12 protein-coding genes and 1 pseudogene are annotated in these 15,769 nt (G+C 75.0%); 5 read left to right on the forward strand and 8 right to left on the reverse strand.

Annotated features, from left to right (window positions below; genetic code table 11):
* Position 1 precedes the first annotated feature (1 nt).
* The gene (gene mptB, locus ACQP1S_RS23770) at positions 2-1,435 is read right to left on the reverse strand and encodes a polyprenol phosphomannose-dependent alpha 1,6 mannosyltransferase MptB (protein ID WP_432908256.1); all 1,434 of its coding nucleotides are present in this window, start codon (positions 1,433-1,435) and stop codon (positions 2-4) included.
* Between the two features lie 44 nt (positions 1,436-1,479).
* Here mptB and ACQP1S_RS23775 point away from each other — a divergent pair, with 44 nt between their 5' ends.
* Entirely contained in the window at positions 1,480-3,369 is a 1,890-nt protein-coding gene (locus ACQP1S_RS23775) for a hypothetical protein (protein ID WP_432899315.1), read from the forward strand.
* A 165-nt stretch (positions 3,370-3,534) separates the two neighbouring features.
* Here the strand turns inward: ACQP1S_RS23775 and ACQP1S_RS23780 are convergent, their stop codons facing one another.
* Positions 3,535-4,158 carry a helix-turn-helix domain-containing protein gene (locus tag ACQP1S_RS23780; protein WP_245722252.1) on the reverse strand — a complete coding sequence of 208 codons (624 nt, stop codon included), beginning with the start codon at positions 4,156-4,158 and terminating at the stop codon, positions 3,535-3,537.
* Positions 4,159-4,448: 290 nt separating this feature from the next.
* On the opposite strand from ACQP1S_RS23780, the pseudogene ACQP1S_RS23785 reads away from it, so the two are divergent.
* A pseudogene (locus ACQP1S_RS23785) lies at positions 4,449-5,615 on the forward strand (NAD(P)/FAD-dependent oxidoreductase); the annotation flags it as partial.
* A gap of 72 nt (positions 5,616-5,687) precedes the next feature.
* Positions 5,688-6,308 carry a class I SAM-dependent methyltransferase gene (locus ACQP1S_RS23790; protein WP_432908259.1) on the forward strand — a complete coding sequence of 207 codons (621 nt, stop codon included), beginning with the start codon at positions 5,688-5,690 and terminating at the stop codon, positions 6,306-6,308.
* A gap of 32 nt (positions 6,309-6,340) precedes the next feature.
* On the opposite strand, the gene ACQP1S_RS23795 is transcribed toward ACQP1S_RS23790, so the two are convergent.
* Positions 6,341-9,460 (reverse strand): bifunctional [glutamine synthetase] adenylyltransferase/[glutamine synthetase]-adenylyl-L-tyrosine phosphorylase, encoded by a 3,120-nt coding sequence (locus ACQP1S_RS23795; protein WP_432899318.1) that lies wholly within the window; start codon positions 9,458-9,460, stop codon positions 6,341-6,343.
* A gap of 1 nt (position 9,461) precedes the next feature.
* On the reverse strand, positions 9,462-10,226 hold the full coding sequence (locus tag ACQP1S_RS23800) for a type 1 glutamine amidotransferase (RefSeq protein ID WP_357899509.1): 765 nt from the start codon (positions 10,224-10,226) through the stop codon (positions 9,462-9,464).
* Between the two features lie 209 nt (positions 10,227-10,435).
* Between ACQP1S_RS23800 and ACQP1S_RS23805 the strand changes: the two genes are divergently transcribed.
* Together ACQP1S_RS23805 and ACQP1S_RS23810 are read left to right on the forward strand one after the other, a co-directional pair.
* Positions 10,436-11,311: a S66 peptidase family protein gene (locus tag ACQP1S_RS23805; protein WP_432908262.1), complete on the forward strand. Its 876-nt coding sequence runs from the start codon at positions 10,436-10,438 to the stop codon at positions 11,309-11,311.
* Positions 11,312-11,559: 248 nt separating this feature from the next.
* Positions 11,560-12,054: a hypothetical protein gene (locus ACQP1S_RS23810; RefSeq protein WP_432899321.1), complete on the forward strand. Its 495-nt coding sequence runs from the start codon at positions 11,560-11,562 to the stop codon at positions 12,052-12,054.
* Positions 12,055-12,156: 102 nt separating this feature from the next.
* On the opposite strand, the gene ACQP1S_RS23815 is transcribed toward ACQP1S_RS23810, so the two are convergent.
* The 4 genes from ACQP1S_RS23815 to glnA all read right to left on the reverse strand — a co-directional run bounded on the left by ACQP1S_RS23815 (position 12,157) and on the right by glnA (position 15,590).
* The gene (locus ACQP1S_RS23815; RefSeq protein ID WP_432899324.1) at positions 12,157-12,531 is read right to left on the reverse strand and encodes a VOC family protein; all 375 of its coding nucleotides are present in this window, start codon (positions 12,529-12,531) and stop codon (positions 12,157-12,159) included.
* Between the two features lie 202 nt (positions 12,532-12,733).
* Positions 12,734-13,426 carry a helix-turn-helix transcriptional regulator gene (locus tag ACQP1S_RS23820; protein ID WP_432899327.1) on the reverse strand — a complete coding sequence of 231 codons (693 nt, stop codon included), beginning with the start codon at positions 13,424-13,426 and terminating at the stop codon, positions 12,734-12,736.
* 115 nt (positions 13,427-13,541) lie between these two features.
* Positions 13,542-13,967, reverse strand: coding sequence for a DUF350 domain-containing protein (locus ACQP1S_RS23825; RefSeq protein WP_091237879.1), 426 nt, complete (start codon positions 13,965-13,967; stop codon positions 13,542-13,544).
* Between the two features lie 273 nt (positions 13,968-14,240).
* Positions 14,241-15,590 (reverse strand): type I glutamate--ammonia ligase, encoded by a 1,350-nt coding sequence (glnA, locus tag ACQP1S_RS23830; RefSeq protein ID WP_067306034.1) that lies wholly within the window; start codon positions 15,588-15,590, stop codon positions 14,241-14,243.
* Positions 15,591-15,769 lie beyond the last annotated feature (179 nt).

Here is a 15,769-nt window from a genome sequence, read left to right on the forward strand (position 1 = left end):
TTCAGTCGGCGGTCGGGTCGACGGTGGTGGACCGCCGGCCCGCCCGCGCCGACCGTACCAACCAGACGGCCACCACGATCACCAACAGCGTCATCAGCGGGGCGCCGGGCATCTTGGTGAACCGGGGCAGCCCGGTGCCGTCGGGCAGCACCAGGAACGACGAGATCAACGCCACCAGCGCGAACCACCGGCTCGTCCGGTGGGTCGTCGCGGCGAGCACCGCCATCGGCCACAGCCAGTACCAGGGGTGGAACATCGGCGCGAGGGCCACCGTCGCGGCCAGGGCCAGGCCGGCGTGCCAGAGCGGGTCGCGGGTGCGGGCCCGCCACCACAACCAGACCAGCAGCACCGCCAGCACCCCCATGCCGATCGCCCGGGTCACCGGCAGGGCGTCGATGTCCGCGCCGAACAACGCCGCGACATAGCCCGCGGTCTGCCCGACCGCGGTCGGCGGCGAGGTCCAGGCGATCGCCAGGCCACCCTGTTCCAGGCCGGCGATCCACCCGAAGTCCAGGCCCGCCGCCAGGGTCGCGCCGGCCACCGCGAGCAGCGCGCCGCCGGCGACCGGCAGGCCGTCGCGCAGCAGCGCCCTGATCCGGTACGGCCCGACCAGCGCGGCCAGCACCGCGAACGGCACCACCACCAGCGCGGTCACCTTCACCGCGCCGGCCAGGCCGAGCAGCACCCCACCGGCCAGCAGCGGCCAGCGCCGCCCGGGGTTGGCCGCCACCACGGCCAGGCCGGCGGCCAGCAGGCCGATCATCAGCGCGTCGTTGTGCGCCCCCGAGATCAGGTGTACGCCGACCAGCGGGGAGGCCAGCGCCAGCCAGAGCGCCCGCCCCACCGGCACCCCGCAGCGTCGGGCCAGCACCGGCAGGCAGGCGGCGGCCAACGCCACCCCGAGCACCGCGAGCAACCGGAACAGGGCGATGTTCACGGTCAGCGCGGTGTCGGTGTCGAGTGACCCGGTGGCCCGGACGATCGCCCCTGCGATCATCACGAAGAGCGGCCCGTAGGGCGCCGGGGTGTCCCGCCAGATGTAGGAGATGGTGTCGATCCAGGGGCAGGGCAGCGCCGACACCCCCTGCTCGTACGGGTTGATCCCGGCCGCGTAGCTGGCGCCCTGGCAGGAGTACGCGTACACGTCCCGGCTGCCCAGCGGCGGCGCGAACAGCAGCGGCAGCGCCCAGAGCCCGGCGGTGACCAGCGCCCACCGGGCCGACGGCACCCGGTCGCGCAGGGTCCACCACGCCCATGCCAGCAGCCCGGTGCCGACCAGCCAGAGGGCCAGGATCAGCGGCCCGTGCCGGCTCTGCCAGATGCTGACCGGGGTGGGCCGCAGTTCCCCACCCGGCAGCGCGCCCCCGAGGTACGCGGCGATGGCGAGCAGCACCGAACCGGACAGACCGAGCCAGCGGGACAGGTGGTGAGGCACGTCCGTCATGCTGCCAGTACCGTGATCGCGGACCGGAGGTGGGCATGCGGGGCAACAGGGTGGTGGGGTCGGCCACCGGTTTCGCCGCCGCGCTCGCCGGGGTGTGGTTGGCGCTACCCCGGCTGGGCTCGGACCTGTCCGCCCAGGTGGCACGGGCCGACTTCTTCGCCGCGCACGGTTTCGCCCTGGTCGACCTGCGCTGGTACGCCGGCATCCAGCCGCTCGGCTACAGCCTGGTCTCGCCGCCGCTGATGGCGACCCTCGGGGTACGTCCCACGGGGGCGCTGGCCTTGGTCGTCTCGGCCGCCGCGTTCGCCGCCCTGCTGGTGCGTACCGGTGTGCCCAGGCCACTGCTCGGCAGCCTGGTCGGGGTGCTGACGATCACCGGCAACCTGGTCTCCGGCCGGGTCACCTACGCCCTCGGGGTGGCGTTCGGGCTGGCCGCCCTGCTCGCCCTGACCCTGCCGACCGCCACCACCGGACCCGTTGCCGCCCGGACGGGCCGTGACGACACCGACGGCGAGCCGACCGCCACCGTCGACCCCGCTGCCGCACCGACCGACCGGGGCGCAACCGCCACCCGACCGGCTGCCCCGGGTCGGGCGGGCGCTCCCCGGGACGGCCGGGACGGGCCGACCGGCGGGCGCTGGGTCAGGCCGGTCCTGGTGGTGGCCGGCGCGGTGCTGGCATCGGCGACCAGCCCGGTGGCGGGTCTGTTCGTCGGCCTGGTCGGGGTCGCGCTGCTGGTCACCCGCCGGTGGGCCGACGGCCTGCTGCTCGGCGTCGCGGCGGCGGTGCCGCTGGCGGTCACCGGGCTGCTGTTCGGCGAGGGCGGCTGGATGAACATCAGTCGCACGGACACCCTACGGTCGGTCACCGTCAGCCTGCTGGTGGCCGGGTTGGTGGCGTACCGGCCGGTGCGGGTGGGGGCGTTGCTGGCGGCGGGCGGGGTGCTGGCTGCCGCACTGGTGCACACCCCGGTCGGCCTGAACGCGACCCGGCTGGTGACGATGTTCGCGCTGCCGGTGCTGGCCGCCGCCGCCCGCCCACCCGGCTGGCTGACCGCCCGGCTGCCCACCGCACCCCGCCCTCCGGTCCTCGCCCCGGCCGGCGGGTCCGGGGCCGGGAAGGTCATGGAAACCGGCGCGATGGCGCGACACGGTTCGGTGGCGCAGTCCGGCGGGGCGGGGCGGGACGGATCGGGCCTGGAGATCGGCGGGGCGGGGCGGGGCGGATCGGGCGGACGGATCGGGCGGGCGGTCCTGGCGGGGCTACTGGCGCTGGTGTGCTGGTGGTTGCCGCCGGTGGTCGCGGCCGACCTGCGCAGCGCCGACGATCCGACCGCCGACCGGGGCTACTTCGACCCGCTCGCCGCCGAGCTGGGCCGGCGTGGGCTCACCGGCCGGGTGGAGGTGCCGCCGACCCGCAACTACTGGGAGGCCGCGCAGCTCGGCGAGGTCCCGCTGGCCCGGGGCTGGCTGCGCCAGGTCGACATCGGCCGTAACCCGCTGTTCTTCACCACCGTCCCGGGGGCCACCGGCACCGGGGTGCCGTTGACCGCCGACACCTACCGGGCCTGGCTGGACGAGTACGCCGTGCAGTACGTCGCCGTACCCGACGCGCCGCTGTCCTGGGTGGGCCGGGCCGAGGCGGAACTGGTCGGCGCGGGGTTGCCGTACCTGACCGAGGTCTGGTCGGACCGGCACTGGCGGTTGTACGCGGTGACCGACCCGACCCCGCTGGTGGCCGCGCCCGGGGAACTGGTGCGACACGACGGCGCCAGCCTGACCTTCCGCACCACCGCCCCCGGTCGGATCCTCATCCGTATCCGCCACTCCCCCTGGCTGACCGCCTCAGCCCCCGCCACCGTCACCGCCGACGGCCCCTGGACCCTGGTGACCGTCCCCACCCCCGGCACCTGGACCCTCCACTAACCCCTCCCACCCTCCCCTCCCGGTCCCCGCACCCCGCCCCGACCGGGTTGATCAAGAGGTTTACGTCATCCTGCTCGGGATTCCTGACCAGAACCTCTTGATCAACCAGAAAATCCGCCGGGGGCGGGGGCGGGGGCCGGGATAGGGGTGGGGTGGGGGTGGGGGTCAGTTGGGGGGGTGGTTTTGTTTGGTGGGGGAGGGGCGGGCGCGGACGTGCAGGCGCTCGCCCTGGGGGCCGAAGAGGCTGAGGATCTCCGCCGGGGCGTCGTACGGGTTGCCGAACCAGTGCGGGGTACGGGTGTCGAACTCGGCGACCTCACCGGCGTCGAGGGTGAGATCGTGGCCGCCGAGCAGCAGCCGGACCCGACCGGAGAGCACGTAGAGCCACTCGTACCCCTCGTGCACCTGCTGGGTCGGCTCCCCCACCGGCACCCCGGGCGGATAGATCATCTTGTACGCCTGGACCCCTCCCGGGCGGCGGGTCAGCGGCACGATGGTGACGCCGTTGCGGAGCACCGGCCGGCGGTGCACCCGGGGGTCGCGGGTCTGCGGCGTACCGACGAGGTCGTCCAACGGCACCCGGTGGAAGCGGGCCAGGGCGAGCAGGAGTTCCAGGGTGGGCCGCCGGCCGCCGGACTCCAGCCGGGACAGCGTGCTGACCGAGATCCCGGTCGCCGTGCCGAGCTGGCTCAGGGTCACGCCACGCTGCTGACGCAGTGCCCGCAGCCGAGGCCCGACGGTGGTCAGCACCTCCTCCGAGGTGATGGCCCCCGGGTCGTCCGGGGCCACCCACCGCCCCGGGCCCGACCCCTCCCCCCGATCCGGCCCGTGCTCACGGTCCGGCCCGGGCTCACCACCCGCCCGGGACCCCGCGCCGTCCGGCCTGTGCTCGTGGCCTACCCGGGTCGCGCGGTCCAGGTCGGGTACGCCGGGCGGGCCAGGCTCGACTTCGGGGTTCCTGCGATCGTCGGTCACCGTGCCAGTTTGCCATTCCGGCAACGATGTTTGGCAGCCTGGCGATTCGGGTGGACGATCCGGAGCATCGGCGGGACGGCCCCGCCCGCAAGGAGGCAGAGACCATGACGTACCCGGTGGTGCACGACGTGGTGGTGGTCGGCGGCGGCGCGGCGGGACTCAGCGGGGCGCTCGCCCTGGGCCGGTTCCGCCGCGACGTGGTGGTGGTCGACGGCGGCGCCCCCCGCAACGCCCCGGCCGACCACGTGCACAACTTCCTGACCAACGAGGGTGTCCCACCCGCGACCCTGTACGCGACCGGCCGGGCCGAGGTGGCCCGGTACGGCGTGACCCTGCTCGACGGCACCGTCACCGCCGCCCACCCGATCGACCCCGCCCACCTCACCGGCCCCGCCCACCCGGCGACCGCCGCCCGCCCGGCGACCGCCGCCCGCCCGCACGACGACACCGCATCACCGCACGACACCGCGATGCCGCACGACGACACCGCACAGCCGGCTGACCCCGCACGACCGGGCGACGAGGCCGGGCCGGCGCGGTTCGCGGTGACCCTCGCCGAGGGCCGTACCCTGCACACCCGGCGGTTGCTGGTCACCACCGGGCTGGTCGACGAGCTGCCCGACGTGCCGGGCCTGGCCGACCGGTGGGGTCGCGACGTGCTGCACTGCCCCTACTGCCACGGCTGGGAGGTGCGCGACCAGGCCGTCGGGGTGCTCGCCACCGGCCCGATGGCCGCCCACCAGGCGCTGCTGTTCCGCCAGCTCACCGACGACGTGGTGGTCTTCACGCACACCGCCGGGCCGTTGCCCGCCGACGAGGCGGAGAAGCTGGCCGCCCGGGGCGTCACCGTGGTCGACGGTGAGGTGGCGCAGTTGGAGGTCACCGCCGACCGGCTCACCGGCGTACGGCTGCGTTCCGGCGTGGTGGTCCCCCGGGCGGCGCTGGTGGTGGCCCCCCGGTTCGAGGCGCGGGCCGCGTTCCTCACCGGGCTCGGGTTGACCACCGAGGACTTCGTCGTCGGCGGGCACGCCTTCGGTGACCGGGTCACCGCGGACGCCACCGGTGCGACCGGGGTGCCCGGCGTGTGGGTGGCCGGCAACGTCACCGACCCGCAGGCCACCGTGATCGCCGCCGCAGCGGCGGGCTTGAAGGCCGCCGCCGCGCTCAACGCCGACCTGATCGCCGAGGACACCGAGCGGGCGGTGGCCGCGCGCCGGGCCACCGCCGGGCGGACCGGCGACGGGGCCGGCAGGCAGGTCAGCGGTGACCGCGGGACCGACGGCGGGCCCGGGACCGACGGCGGGCAGGTCGACGGCGGGTACGGGACCGGCGACGACGCGGCCGTGGACGAGGAGACCGCCCGACACTGGGACGAGCTGTACCAGGGCCGGGAGCGGCACTGGAGCGGGCGGCCCAATCCGCACCTGGTCGACGTGGTCGGGGCGCTGCCGCCGGGCACCGCCCTCGACCTGGGTTGCGGCGAGGGCGGCGACGCGGTGTGGCTGGCCCGGCAGGGTTGGCGGGTGACCGCGGTCGACGTCTCCACCACCGCGTTGGCGCGGTCGGCCGCCGCGGTGACGGCCGCCGGGGTGGCGGCCCTGGTCGACTTCCAGCGGCACGACCTGGCCCGGACCTTCCCGGCCGGCGTGTTCGACCTGGTCTCGGCGCAGTTCCTCCAGTCGCCGCTGGACTTTCCCCGGGCCGAGGTGCTGCGGGCGGCGGTCCGGGCGGTCGCCCCCGGTGGGCGGCTGCTGGTGGTCGAGCACGGCGCGGTGCCGCCGTGGGGCAACGCCGAGCACCACCACGTGCGGTTCCCCACCCCGCAGGAGACCCTGGCCGACCTCGATCTCGACCCGGACGGGTGGCACGTCGAGCGGCTGGACGCGCCGCAGCGGCAGGCTACCGGCCCGAACGGCGAGACCGGCACCCTGATCGACCACCTGGTGCTGGTCAGCCGCCGCTGACCGGCCCGGCCGGGAACGCCCCGGCGGCGGGCTCAGCTCTCCAGGACCCGCTGCATGGCGGCCCGGGAGCGCCGGGCGGTGCGCAGGTAGTCGTCCAGGAACTCCCCCGGGTCGTCCGCGCCGAGCAGCCGCGCCACGCCGGCCAACTCCACCCCGTGCCGGGGGAGCTGGTCGCCGGCGCGACCCCGGACCAGCATCAGCGCGTTGCGGACCTGCGCGGCGAGGGTCCACCCGGCGACCATCGCGGCGGCGTCCGCCGGGTCGACCAGCTTGGCGTCCCGGGCCGCCGCAAGGGCATCGAGGGTACGCGTGCCGCGCAGCTGCGGGTGCGCACCGGCGTTGCGGAGCTGGAGCAGCTGCACCGCCCACTCGACGTCGGCCAGGCCGCCCCGGCCGAGCTTGGTGTGGGTGGCGGGGTCGGCGCCCCGGGGCAGCCGTTCGTTCTCCACCCGGGCCTTGATCCGGCGGATCTCGACGACCTGCTCGCGGGTCAACCCGTCGGCCGGGTAGCGGACCGGGTCGACCATGGTCTCGAACTCGGTGCCCAGGTCGGCGTCGCCGCAGACGAACCGGGCCCGCAGCAGCGCCTGCGCCTCCCAGACCCGCGACCAACGGGCGTAGTACTGGGCGTACGCGGCGAGGCTGCGCACCAGCGGGCCCTGCCGACCCTCCGGGCGCAGGTCGGCGTCGACGCCGAGCGCCGGGTCGGGGGCCGGGGCGGCGAGCAGCCGGCGCAGCTCCTCGGCGATCGCGTGCGCGGTGGCGCTGGCGGTGCTCTCCGCCGACCCGGCCGGTGGGTCGTAGACGAAGAGCACGTCGGCGTCGGAGAGGTAGTTCGACTCGTACCCGCCGAGCCGGCCGAGGCCGATCACCGCGAACCGCAGGCCGGGCAGTTCCGGTTGGGCGGCCCGGACGGCGCGCAGCGCGGCGGACAGGGTGGCGTCGGTGACGTAGGACAGCCCGGTGCCGACCCGGGTGACGTCGGCCAGGGGACCGGCCGGCACGCCGCGTTCGGGGCGCGGGGCCAGCCCGCCGGCCCGGCTGAGCACGTCGGCGCAGGCGATCCGGACCAGTTCCCGGCGGCGCAGCGCGCGTACCGCCCGGGTCGCCTCGACCGGGTCGGCGTGCCGGGCCGCCGCGGCGGCGAACCCGTCGCAGAGCACCTCCCGGGGGCGGGGCGTCAACTCGGTCTCCTCGGCCAGCAGCCGCAGCGCTTCCGGCTCCCGGGCCAGCAGGTCGGCCGCGTAGCGGGACGACGACAGCACCCGGGCCAGCCGGCGGGCCACCGGGCCGGAGTCGCGCAGCAGCCGCAGATACCACGGGGTGCTGCCGAGAGAGTCGGAGACCTGCCGGTAGTTGAGCAGTCCCCGGTCCGGTTCGGGCGCGTCGGCGAACTCGCTGAGCAGCACCGGCAGCAGGGTCCGCTGGATGGCGGCGGTGCGGCTCACCCCGCCGGTGAGGGCCTGGAGGTGACGCAGCGCCCCGGCCGGATCGGCGAAACCGAGGATCTCCAGCCGGTGCCGGGCCGCCTCCGGGGTGAGTCGCAACCCGTCGGCGGGCACCCGGGCCACCGACTCCAGCAGCGGCCGGTAGAGCAGCTTGGCGTGCAGCCGGCGTACCTCGGTGGCGTGGGCGACCCAGTCGGCGCGGAAGCTCTCCACGGCGCTGCGGCCCGGGATGGCGGCGTAGCCGAGCGCGGCGGCCAGCCAGCGCAGCGCGGTCGGCTCGGTCGGCACGGTGTGGGTACGCCGCAGCGCCTGGAGCTGGAGCCGGTGCTCGACGCCGCGCAGGAAGCGGTACCCGCGCAGCAGCGCCTCGCCGTCGGCCCGCCCGACGTAGCCGCCCGCCACCAGCGCACGCAGCGCCGGCACGGTGCCCCGCACCCGCAGCGACTCGTCGCCCCGGCCGTGCACCAGTTGCAGCAGTTGGACGGCGAACTCGATGTCCCGCAGCCCGCCGGGACCCCGTTTGATCTCGCGGTCCAGCTCCTTCGGCGGGATGTTGTCGATGATCCGGCGGCGCATGGCACGCACGTCGGAGACCGCCTCGGGCCGCTCGGACGCCCGCCAGACCAGCGGCGCGAGGGCGTCGACCCACTCCCCGGCCAGCGCCAGGTCACCGGCGGCCGGGCGGGCCTTGAGCAGCGCCTGGAACTCCCAGGTGCGGGCCCACCGCTGGTAGTAGGCGAGGTGGCTGGCCAGGGTGCGCACCAGCGGCCCCCGGTTGCCCTCCGGGCGCAGCGCGGCGTCCACCGGCCAGGCGACCAGCCCGCAGATGTGGATCAGCCGGGCGGCGACGGTGGTCGCGGCGGGCAGGTCCTCGTCGGTCGCGGCCACGAAGATCACGTCGACGTCGGAGACGTAGTTCAGCTCGTCGCCACCGCACTTGCCCATCGCCACCACGGCCAGCCGGGGCCGGATGGTCCCCGCCGGCAGCTCGGCCACCGCGATCTCGTACGCCGCCGCGAGGGTGGCGTCGGCCAGCGCGGAGAGCGCCGCCATCACCTGCTCCAGGCCCCGCCCACCGGTCAGGTCGGCCGCCGCGATCCGCAGCAACGCCAGCCGGTACGCCTGCCGCAGCACCGCCACCGGCGCGGTGGCGGCGGTCAGCCGGGCGGCGAGGACCAGGTCGAGCCGCCCGTCGGCGGTGGGGGCCAGCCCGTCCGGGGCGGTGTCGAGCACCGTCCACTGCCCGGGGTTGGCGACCAGGTGATCACCCATGGCGGCGGAGGCACCGAGCACGGCGACCAGCCGACGACGCAGACCGGGGTCGGCGGCGAGCGCGGTCAGCACCGCCGACCCACCGGCCGGCGCGACCGCGCCCACGCCGTCGGACGCCGGCACCGCCGACGTCCGATCGCCGGGACCCGGGCCGCCCGACGTCGAGTTGCCGGGACCCGGCCCGGTCCCGCCGGTACGCGCGGCCCGGCGCTCGGTCTCCACCATCCGGTGCAGTTGGCGCAGCGCCAGGTCCGGGTCGGCAGCCCGGGAGAGCGCGGCCAGCAGGTCGGCCGCCGCCCGGTCGGTGGGCTCCTGCTCGTCGGCCTGCCACAGCCCGAGCCCGTCCGCGCCGAGCAGGTCGGCGGCGCGGACCCCGCCGTCACCCTCGGCGAAGCCGTAGCGGGCCAGCCGTCCCCTGGTCGGTCTGCTCATCTCAGTGGCCGAGCAGGGGCAGGCTGCGGCGGGTGTCGTCGTCCAGCTCGCCGAGGGCGAGGGCGGCAAACCGGACGGCGAACGGCTGCCACACCTCCTCGACGTCGGCCATCACCCGGTCGCAGGCGGCCACCACCAGTTCCTCGTCGTAGCCCAGTTCGGCGAGCAGGGCGGAGTCCCGGGCCCAGTCGGCGATCATCGCGGTGTCGCACTCGATGTGGAACTGGAGACCCCAGGCCCGGTCGCCGAGCCGGAACGCCTGGTGCGGGTAGCGGGTCGAGGCGGCCAGCAGGGTGGCGGCCCGGGGCAGCTCGGTGATCTCGTCGGAGTGCCACTGGAGCACGTCCGGGATCAGCGGCACGTAGCGGAACAACAGGTCGCTCTCGGCGGCGTCACGCCGGCCGACCACCCCCGGGCCCACCTCGGGGCCGGACGGGCTGCGCTCGACCAGGCCGGCGTGCGCGGTGGCCAGCAACTGCGCGCCGAGGCAGACGCCGAGGGTCGGCACCCGGTGTCGGACGGCCTTGCGCAGCAGGCCCTCCAGCTTGGGGAACCAGGGAGCCCCGGGGGTGCCGTCCGGTGCCGGGTAGGCCCGCTGGTCGCCGCCGAGCACCACCAGCGCCACGTAGCCGGCCAGGTCGTCGGGGAGGTCGTCGCCGGCGTGCGGGCGCAGCACCCGCAGCTCCAGGCCCCCCTCCGCCAGCCACTCCCCCAGCCGTCGGGGGTCGTCGGTCGGGTCGTTCTCGATCACCAGTGCGGTTCCCACGCCGTCGAGGCTAGCGGGTACGTCGACCGCCACCCGTAACGCCTCGTGTCGACCCGACGGTGGCGCTGCCCCGAGGCCGTGCCGCCCCGACGTCGGCGCTGCCCCGGATCGCCTCGGCCCGCGCGGCGGGACGGCTATGCTCGGCCGCTGTGATCGTCGACGACCCGTCCGTCCTGCGCCCGCCCGTGCTGTGCGAGGGCGACACGGTGATGCTGGTCTCGCCGTCCGGGCCGACCCGCCCGGAGCGGGTGGCGCGCGGCATCGAACTGCTGACCGGCTGGGGGCTGCGGCCGGTGGTGGCGCCCCACGCGTACGCCCGACGGGGTTACCTCGCCGGGGACGACGCGTTGCGCGCCGCCGACCTGAACGCCGCCTTCGCCGACCCGCAGGTACGCGGGGTGATCTGCACCCGGGGTGGTTACGGCGCCCAACGGGTGGTCGACCTGATCGACATGGCCGCCGTCCGGCGGGACCCGAAGGTGGTGGCCGGGTTCTCCGACATCACCGCCCTGCAGTTCGCGCTCTGGCGGGGCGCCCGGCTGGCCGGTGTGCACGGTCCCGGGGCGGCCTGGGTCGACGAGCGGACCCCGCTGCGCTCGGCGGAGTCGCTGCACGCGGCGCTGATGACCACCGCGCCGGTGACCGTCGCGGCGGTGCCCGGGGAGACGACGTATCCGGTCCGGGTCCCCGGTCGGGCGGTCGGTCGACTGCTCGGCGGGAACCTCTGCCTGATCACCGCCACCCTCGGCACCCCGGACATGCCGGACCTGAGCGGGGCGGTGCTGCTCGTCGAGGAGGTGCAGGAACCCCCGTACAAGGTCGACCGGATGCTCACCCACCTGCGCCGCGCCGGGGCGCTGGACGGCCTGGCCGGGGTGGCGGTGGGCCAGTTCACCGACTGCGTCGACGGCTGGGACACCACCGTCGTGGACGTCCTCACCGACCGCCTGGGCGACCTCGGCGTGCCGGTCCTCGGCGGCCTGCCGATCGGCCACGGCCCCCACCAACTCACCGTCCCCGTAGGCACCCGCGCCACCCTCGACACCGAGACCGGCACCCTCACCACCACCCCCGCCGTCCAGTAACCCCCCTCCCCCACCGCCCGACCGCCCACCGCCCGACCGCCCACCGCCCGCCCCGCCCGCCCCGACCCGCCCCGGTGATCAAGAGGTTTGCGGGGGCAGAAAGCGCGTTCCTGACCGAAACCTCTTGATCACCGGGGGCAGGCGGGTGGGATTTTCAGCTGGGGGACAGGGTCGGGACGGGGGGCTTTCAGGTTCGATGGTCACTGTGGGTGACGTCAACGCATCACCACCGACGTACTGGAGGACTGATGTCCCGCACGATGTCGAAGAAGCACCTGCTGGTCGGCTTCGCCGCCGCCGGCGTGCTCGGGGTGGGGATCGCCGCTCCCACGGTGGCCTTCGCCCAGCACGGGGCCACCCCGACGCCGAGCGCCAGCAGCGAGGCTGAGCAGGGCACCGACCGGCAGCAGCAGCGCGCCGACCGGCAGCACGAGTTCGCCGAGGCGCTGGCCACGGAGCTGGGCGTGGACACCGACAAGGTGACCGCCGCCCTGGAGAAGGTGCGCGCGCAGCACAAGGGCCCGGGCAAGGGCCCGGACAAGGGCGACCGGCCGGAGCGCCCGTCGGCCGAGGACCGGCAGGAGAAGCTGGCGGAGCGGCTGACCCAGGCGGTCAAGGACGGCAAGCTCACCCAGGAGCAGGCCGACGCGATCACCAAGGCCGTCGAGGCCGGGGTGTTCCCGGGCCCGGGTCCGGGTGGCCCCGGACGCCACGGCGGTCCGGCGGGTACGCCCGACAAGTGACCCACCTTCGGCCCGCCCGACCCGGCGGGCCGAAGATCAACACGGGCGGGCCGGAGGCGCGGTGTCCGACGCACTGGGACACCGCACCTTCGGCCCCTCGCCTCAGGCGGTGACCGGCGGGGAGAAGACGCCGAGCTGGTTGCCCGACGGGTCGCGCAGCAGGGCGAGGGTCAACCCGCCCGGCGTGCTCCTCGGTGACGTCAGCACCGTGCCGCCCGCCGCCTCGGCCCGCCGGCACGTCTGCGCCACGTCGGACACCTCGGCGTAGAGGATCGCGTAGCCGGGTGCGCCCTCGGCGATGGCCCGGACGCCTCCGCCGATGCCGGCCGGCTGCCCCGCGCCGGTCGTCCGGTAGGAACCGCCCCCGGCCGTGCCCTCCTCGGTGAAGGCCCAGCCGAACAACTCCGTGTAGAAGCCTTGCACCTCGTCCGGCCGGTCGGTGCCGATCTCGAACCAGGTGATGGGTGTGCTGGTCACGCGCGTCGCCTCCTGTTCCCCTGCCGGCCGGGCGGCCGGTGGGTTCGGCAGCCAGCCTCCCGGGCGTCCGCGACAGCGTCCTGTCGGTGTTTACGGAAAAAGCCCGCGGGTCGTCGGCACCGGACGCCAGGCCGGGCACCCCGTCGACGGGTCACTCCCGGCGGTCAGCCCGCCTCCGCCCCGGGACTCACCGGTCGGCCGCTCACACCAGGGCCAGTCGGTGCACCCGCTCGGGTGGGACGTCCAGGTCGGCCGGGGAGAACTCCCGGGTCACCCGCTCCGGCAACACCTCGACGTCGCAGATCCGGTCGGTACGGAAGCAGCGCGGCCCGCCGCGGAGCCGGCACCAGGCGAGCAGGTACCAGTGCCGGCTGTTGCCCAGGTAGCCCAACGGCTCGACCTCGCGTGACGAGGCCACGCCGCAGCGGTCGGCGTACCCCAGGCGGAGCACCCGACGGGCGGAGACCGCGTCGGCGACGACAGCCGGGAGGGACGTGGCCGGCCCGGTGCCGATCAGCAGCACCCGGCCGGCGAGCAGGCGGGCGTCGGCGGCGTCGGCGGCCGGCAGCACCGCGAGCAGTTTGCGCAGCGCGGTGCCGCCCGCCGCGGCGAACGGGGTGCCGGCGAGCCGGTGCAGGGCCACCGCCATCGCCACCGCCTCCGCGGCGGTCAGGTTGACCGGCGGCAGGGTGTGCGAACGGTCGACCACGTAACCGCCGGTGCGGCCGGACTCGGCCCAGATCGGCACACCCGAACCCTGGAGGGCGAGGATGTCCCGTTCGACGGTGCGGGTGCTCACCTCGAACCGGGCGGCCAGCCAGCGGGCGCTGCGCGGCCGGGGCGACACCGCCCGCAACTCTTCCACCAGGGCATAGAGACGCGCGGTCCGGTTCACCCCCGCACGCTACGACGGGGGTACGACGCACCGACCCGGCACCGTCGACCCCCGGGGCGGGCGAGTCGGAGGCGAGCCCGGTCAGCCGAGGAGCACGGGTGGGACGCGAGCCCGGTCAGGCGATGCAGGCGCAGACGATCAGGGCCGCGCCGAAGTGGGTGGCGGCGCTGACCCGGGCCGCCGGGTGCGGCTCGTCCGAGCAGATGACCTCACCGAGTCGACCCGGGGTCAGCAGGTCCAGGACCCCGAAGGCCAACGCCATGACGGCCAGCCCGATCAGCCCGAAGAGCACCGTCGAGGCGAGCCCCTTGGCGAAGTCGTCATAGCTGGTCACGATCGCGGTGAAGACGATGCCGGCGACACCCAGCTGGTTGGCGGCCAGCAGCAGCCCGGCGTTGCCGTTGCGCTGCACCCAGATCAGCTCGCGCAGCTTGCCCGGGGTGAGCACGTCGACCAGCACGAAGCCGGCCGCCATCAGCGCCACCCCGACGACACCGAACACGACGCTCTGCCATGCTCCGGTGAGCAGATCCTCCAGCACCGACGGCCTCCCGACCTCCTGCGTCCGGCGCGGGTGCCGGCACGGTGATCGAGACGATAGCGGCACCGCGCCACCCTCGACACCCCCGGACCATTGAACGCCCGGACCATTGAACGCCCGGATCATCGAACACCCGGACCGTCGGCAGACACCGGCACCGGCCAGGGACCGCACCGTCGGCAGACCCGGGACCGTCGAACGCCCGGAGCCCCGCCGGACCCGGGACGTCGAGGACCCGGGGCCGCACGGCCCCGGGCCCTCGACGGCAGCCGGTTACAACGACAGGTAACGCTGCCGCTCGTACGGGGTGACCTCGCGGCGGTACTGCTCCCACTCGGCCCGCTTGTTGCGCAGGAAGAAGTCGAAGACGTGCTCGCCGAGCACCTCGGCGACCAGCTCGGAGCCGGCCATCACGTCGATCGCCTCGGACAGGTTCTCCGGCAGCGCCTCGTAGCCCATCGCGCGGCGCTCGGCGCTGGTCAGCGACCAGACGTCGTCCTCCGCGCCGGGCGGCAGCTCGTAGCCCTCCTCGATGCCCTTGAGGCCCGCGCCGAGCATGACGGCGAACGCCAGGTAGGGGTTGGTCGCCGAGTCCAGCGAACGGACCTCCACCCGGGCCGAGTTCGGCTTGCCGTACGCGGGGACGCGGACCAGCGCGGACCGGTTCAGGTGCCCCCAGCAGACGTACGCCGGGCTCTCGGTGATCCGGTCCGGCAACGCCTGCGGGAACAGCCGCTTGTACGAGTTGACCCACTGGTTGGTGACCGCGGTGTACTCCCGGGCGTGCATCAGCAGGCCGGCGATGAACGACTTCGCCACCTTCGACAGCTTCATCGGGTCACCGGAGTCGTGGAACGCGTTGCGCTCCCCCTCGAACAGCGACAGGTGGGTGTGCATGCCGCTGCCCGGCTGGTCGGTGAAGGGCTTCGGCATGAAGCTGGCCTGCACGCCGGTGGAGAGCGCCACCTCCTTGACCACGTGCCGGAAGGTCATGATGTTGTCGGCGGTGGTCAGCGCGTCGGCGTACCGCAGGTCGATCTCCTGCTGGCCGGGGGCGACCTCGTGGTGGCTGAACTCCACCGAGATGCCGATCCGCTCCAGCGCCAGCACGGCCTGCCGGCGGAAGTCCCGCGCCACCGCGTGCGTGGTGTGCTCGAAGTAGCCGCCGCTGTCCACGGCGGTGGGCACCGAGCCGTCCTGCGGGCCGTTCTCCAACAGGAAGAACTCGATCTCCGGGTGGGTGTAGAAGGTGAAGCCCTTCTCGGCCGCCTTGGACAGCATCCGGCGCAGCACGTGCCGCGGGTCGGCCCAGGACGGGCCGCCGTCGGGCAGCAGGATGTCGCAGAACATCCGGGCGCTCTCGCCGCTGACCCCACCCTCGAACGGGAACACCTGGAAGGTGGTCGGGTCCGGCATGGCGACCATGTCGGACTCGAAGACCCGGGCGAAGCCCTCGATGGCCGAGCCGTCGAACCCGATGCCCTCCTCGAAGGCCGCCTCCAGCTCCGCCGGAGCGACTGAGACGCTCTTGAGCGTGCCCAGCACGTCGGTGAACCACAGCCGGACGAACCGGATGTCCCGCTCTTCCAGCGTACGGAGGACGAACTCCTGCTGACGGTCCACTTCCCCAACCCCTCGCCACGTACGTCCGGCACCGGTCGGCCGGTCCGTCCTGACCGCCCAGTCTTCACCGGCCTGGTTAAGCAGACGTTACGCGACCTGCCGCCGCTCGTCCTGCGGTGTCCCGACCGCCGGATCGACGGGCGGCCCCGCCACCAGCAGCGGGTCGGCCGGGCGTCGCG

Source organism: Micromonospora matsumotoense (genome assembly GCF_050951065.1).
Taxonomy (GTDB): domain Bacteria; phylum Actinomycetota; class Actinomycetes; order Mycobacteriales; family Micromonosporaceae; genus Micromonospora; species Micromonospora matsumotoensis.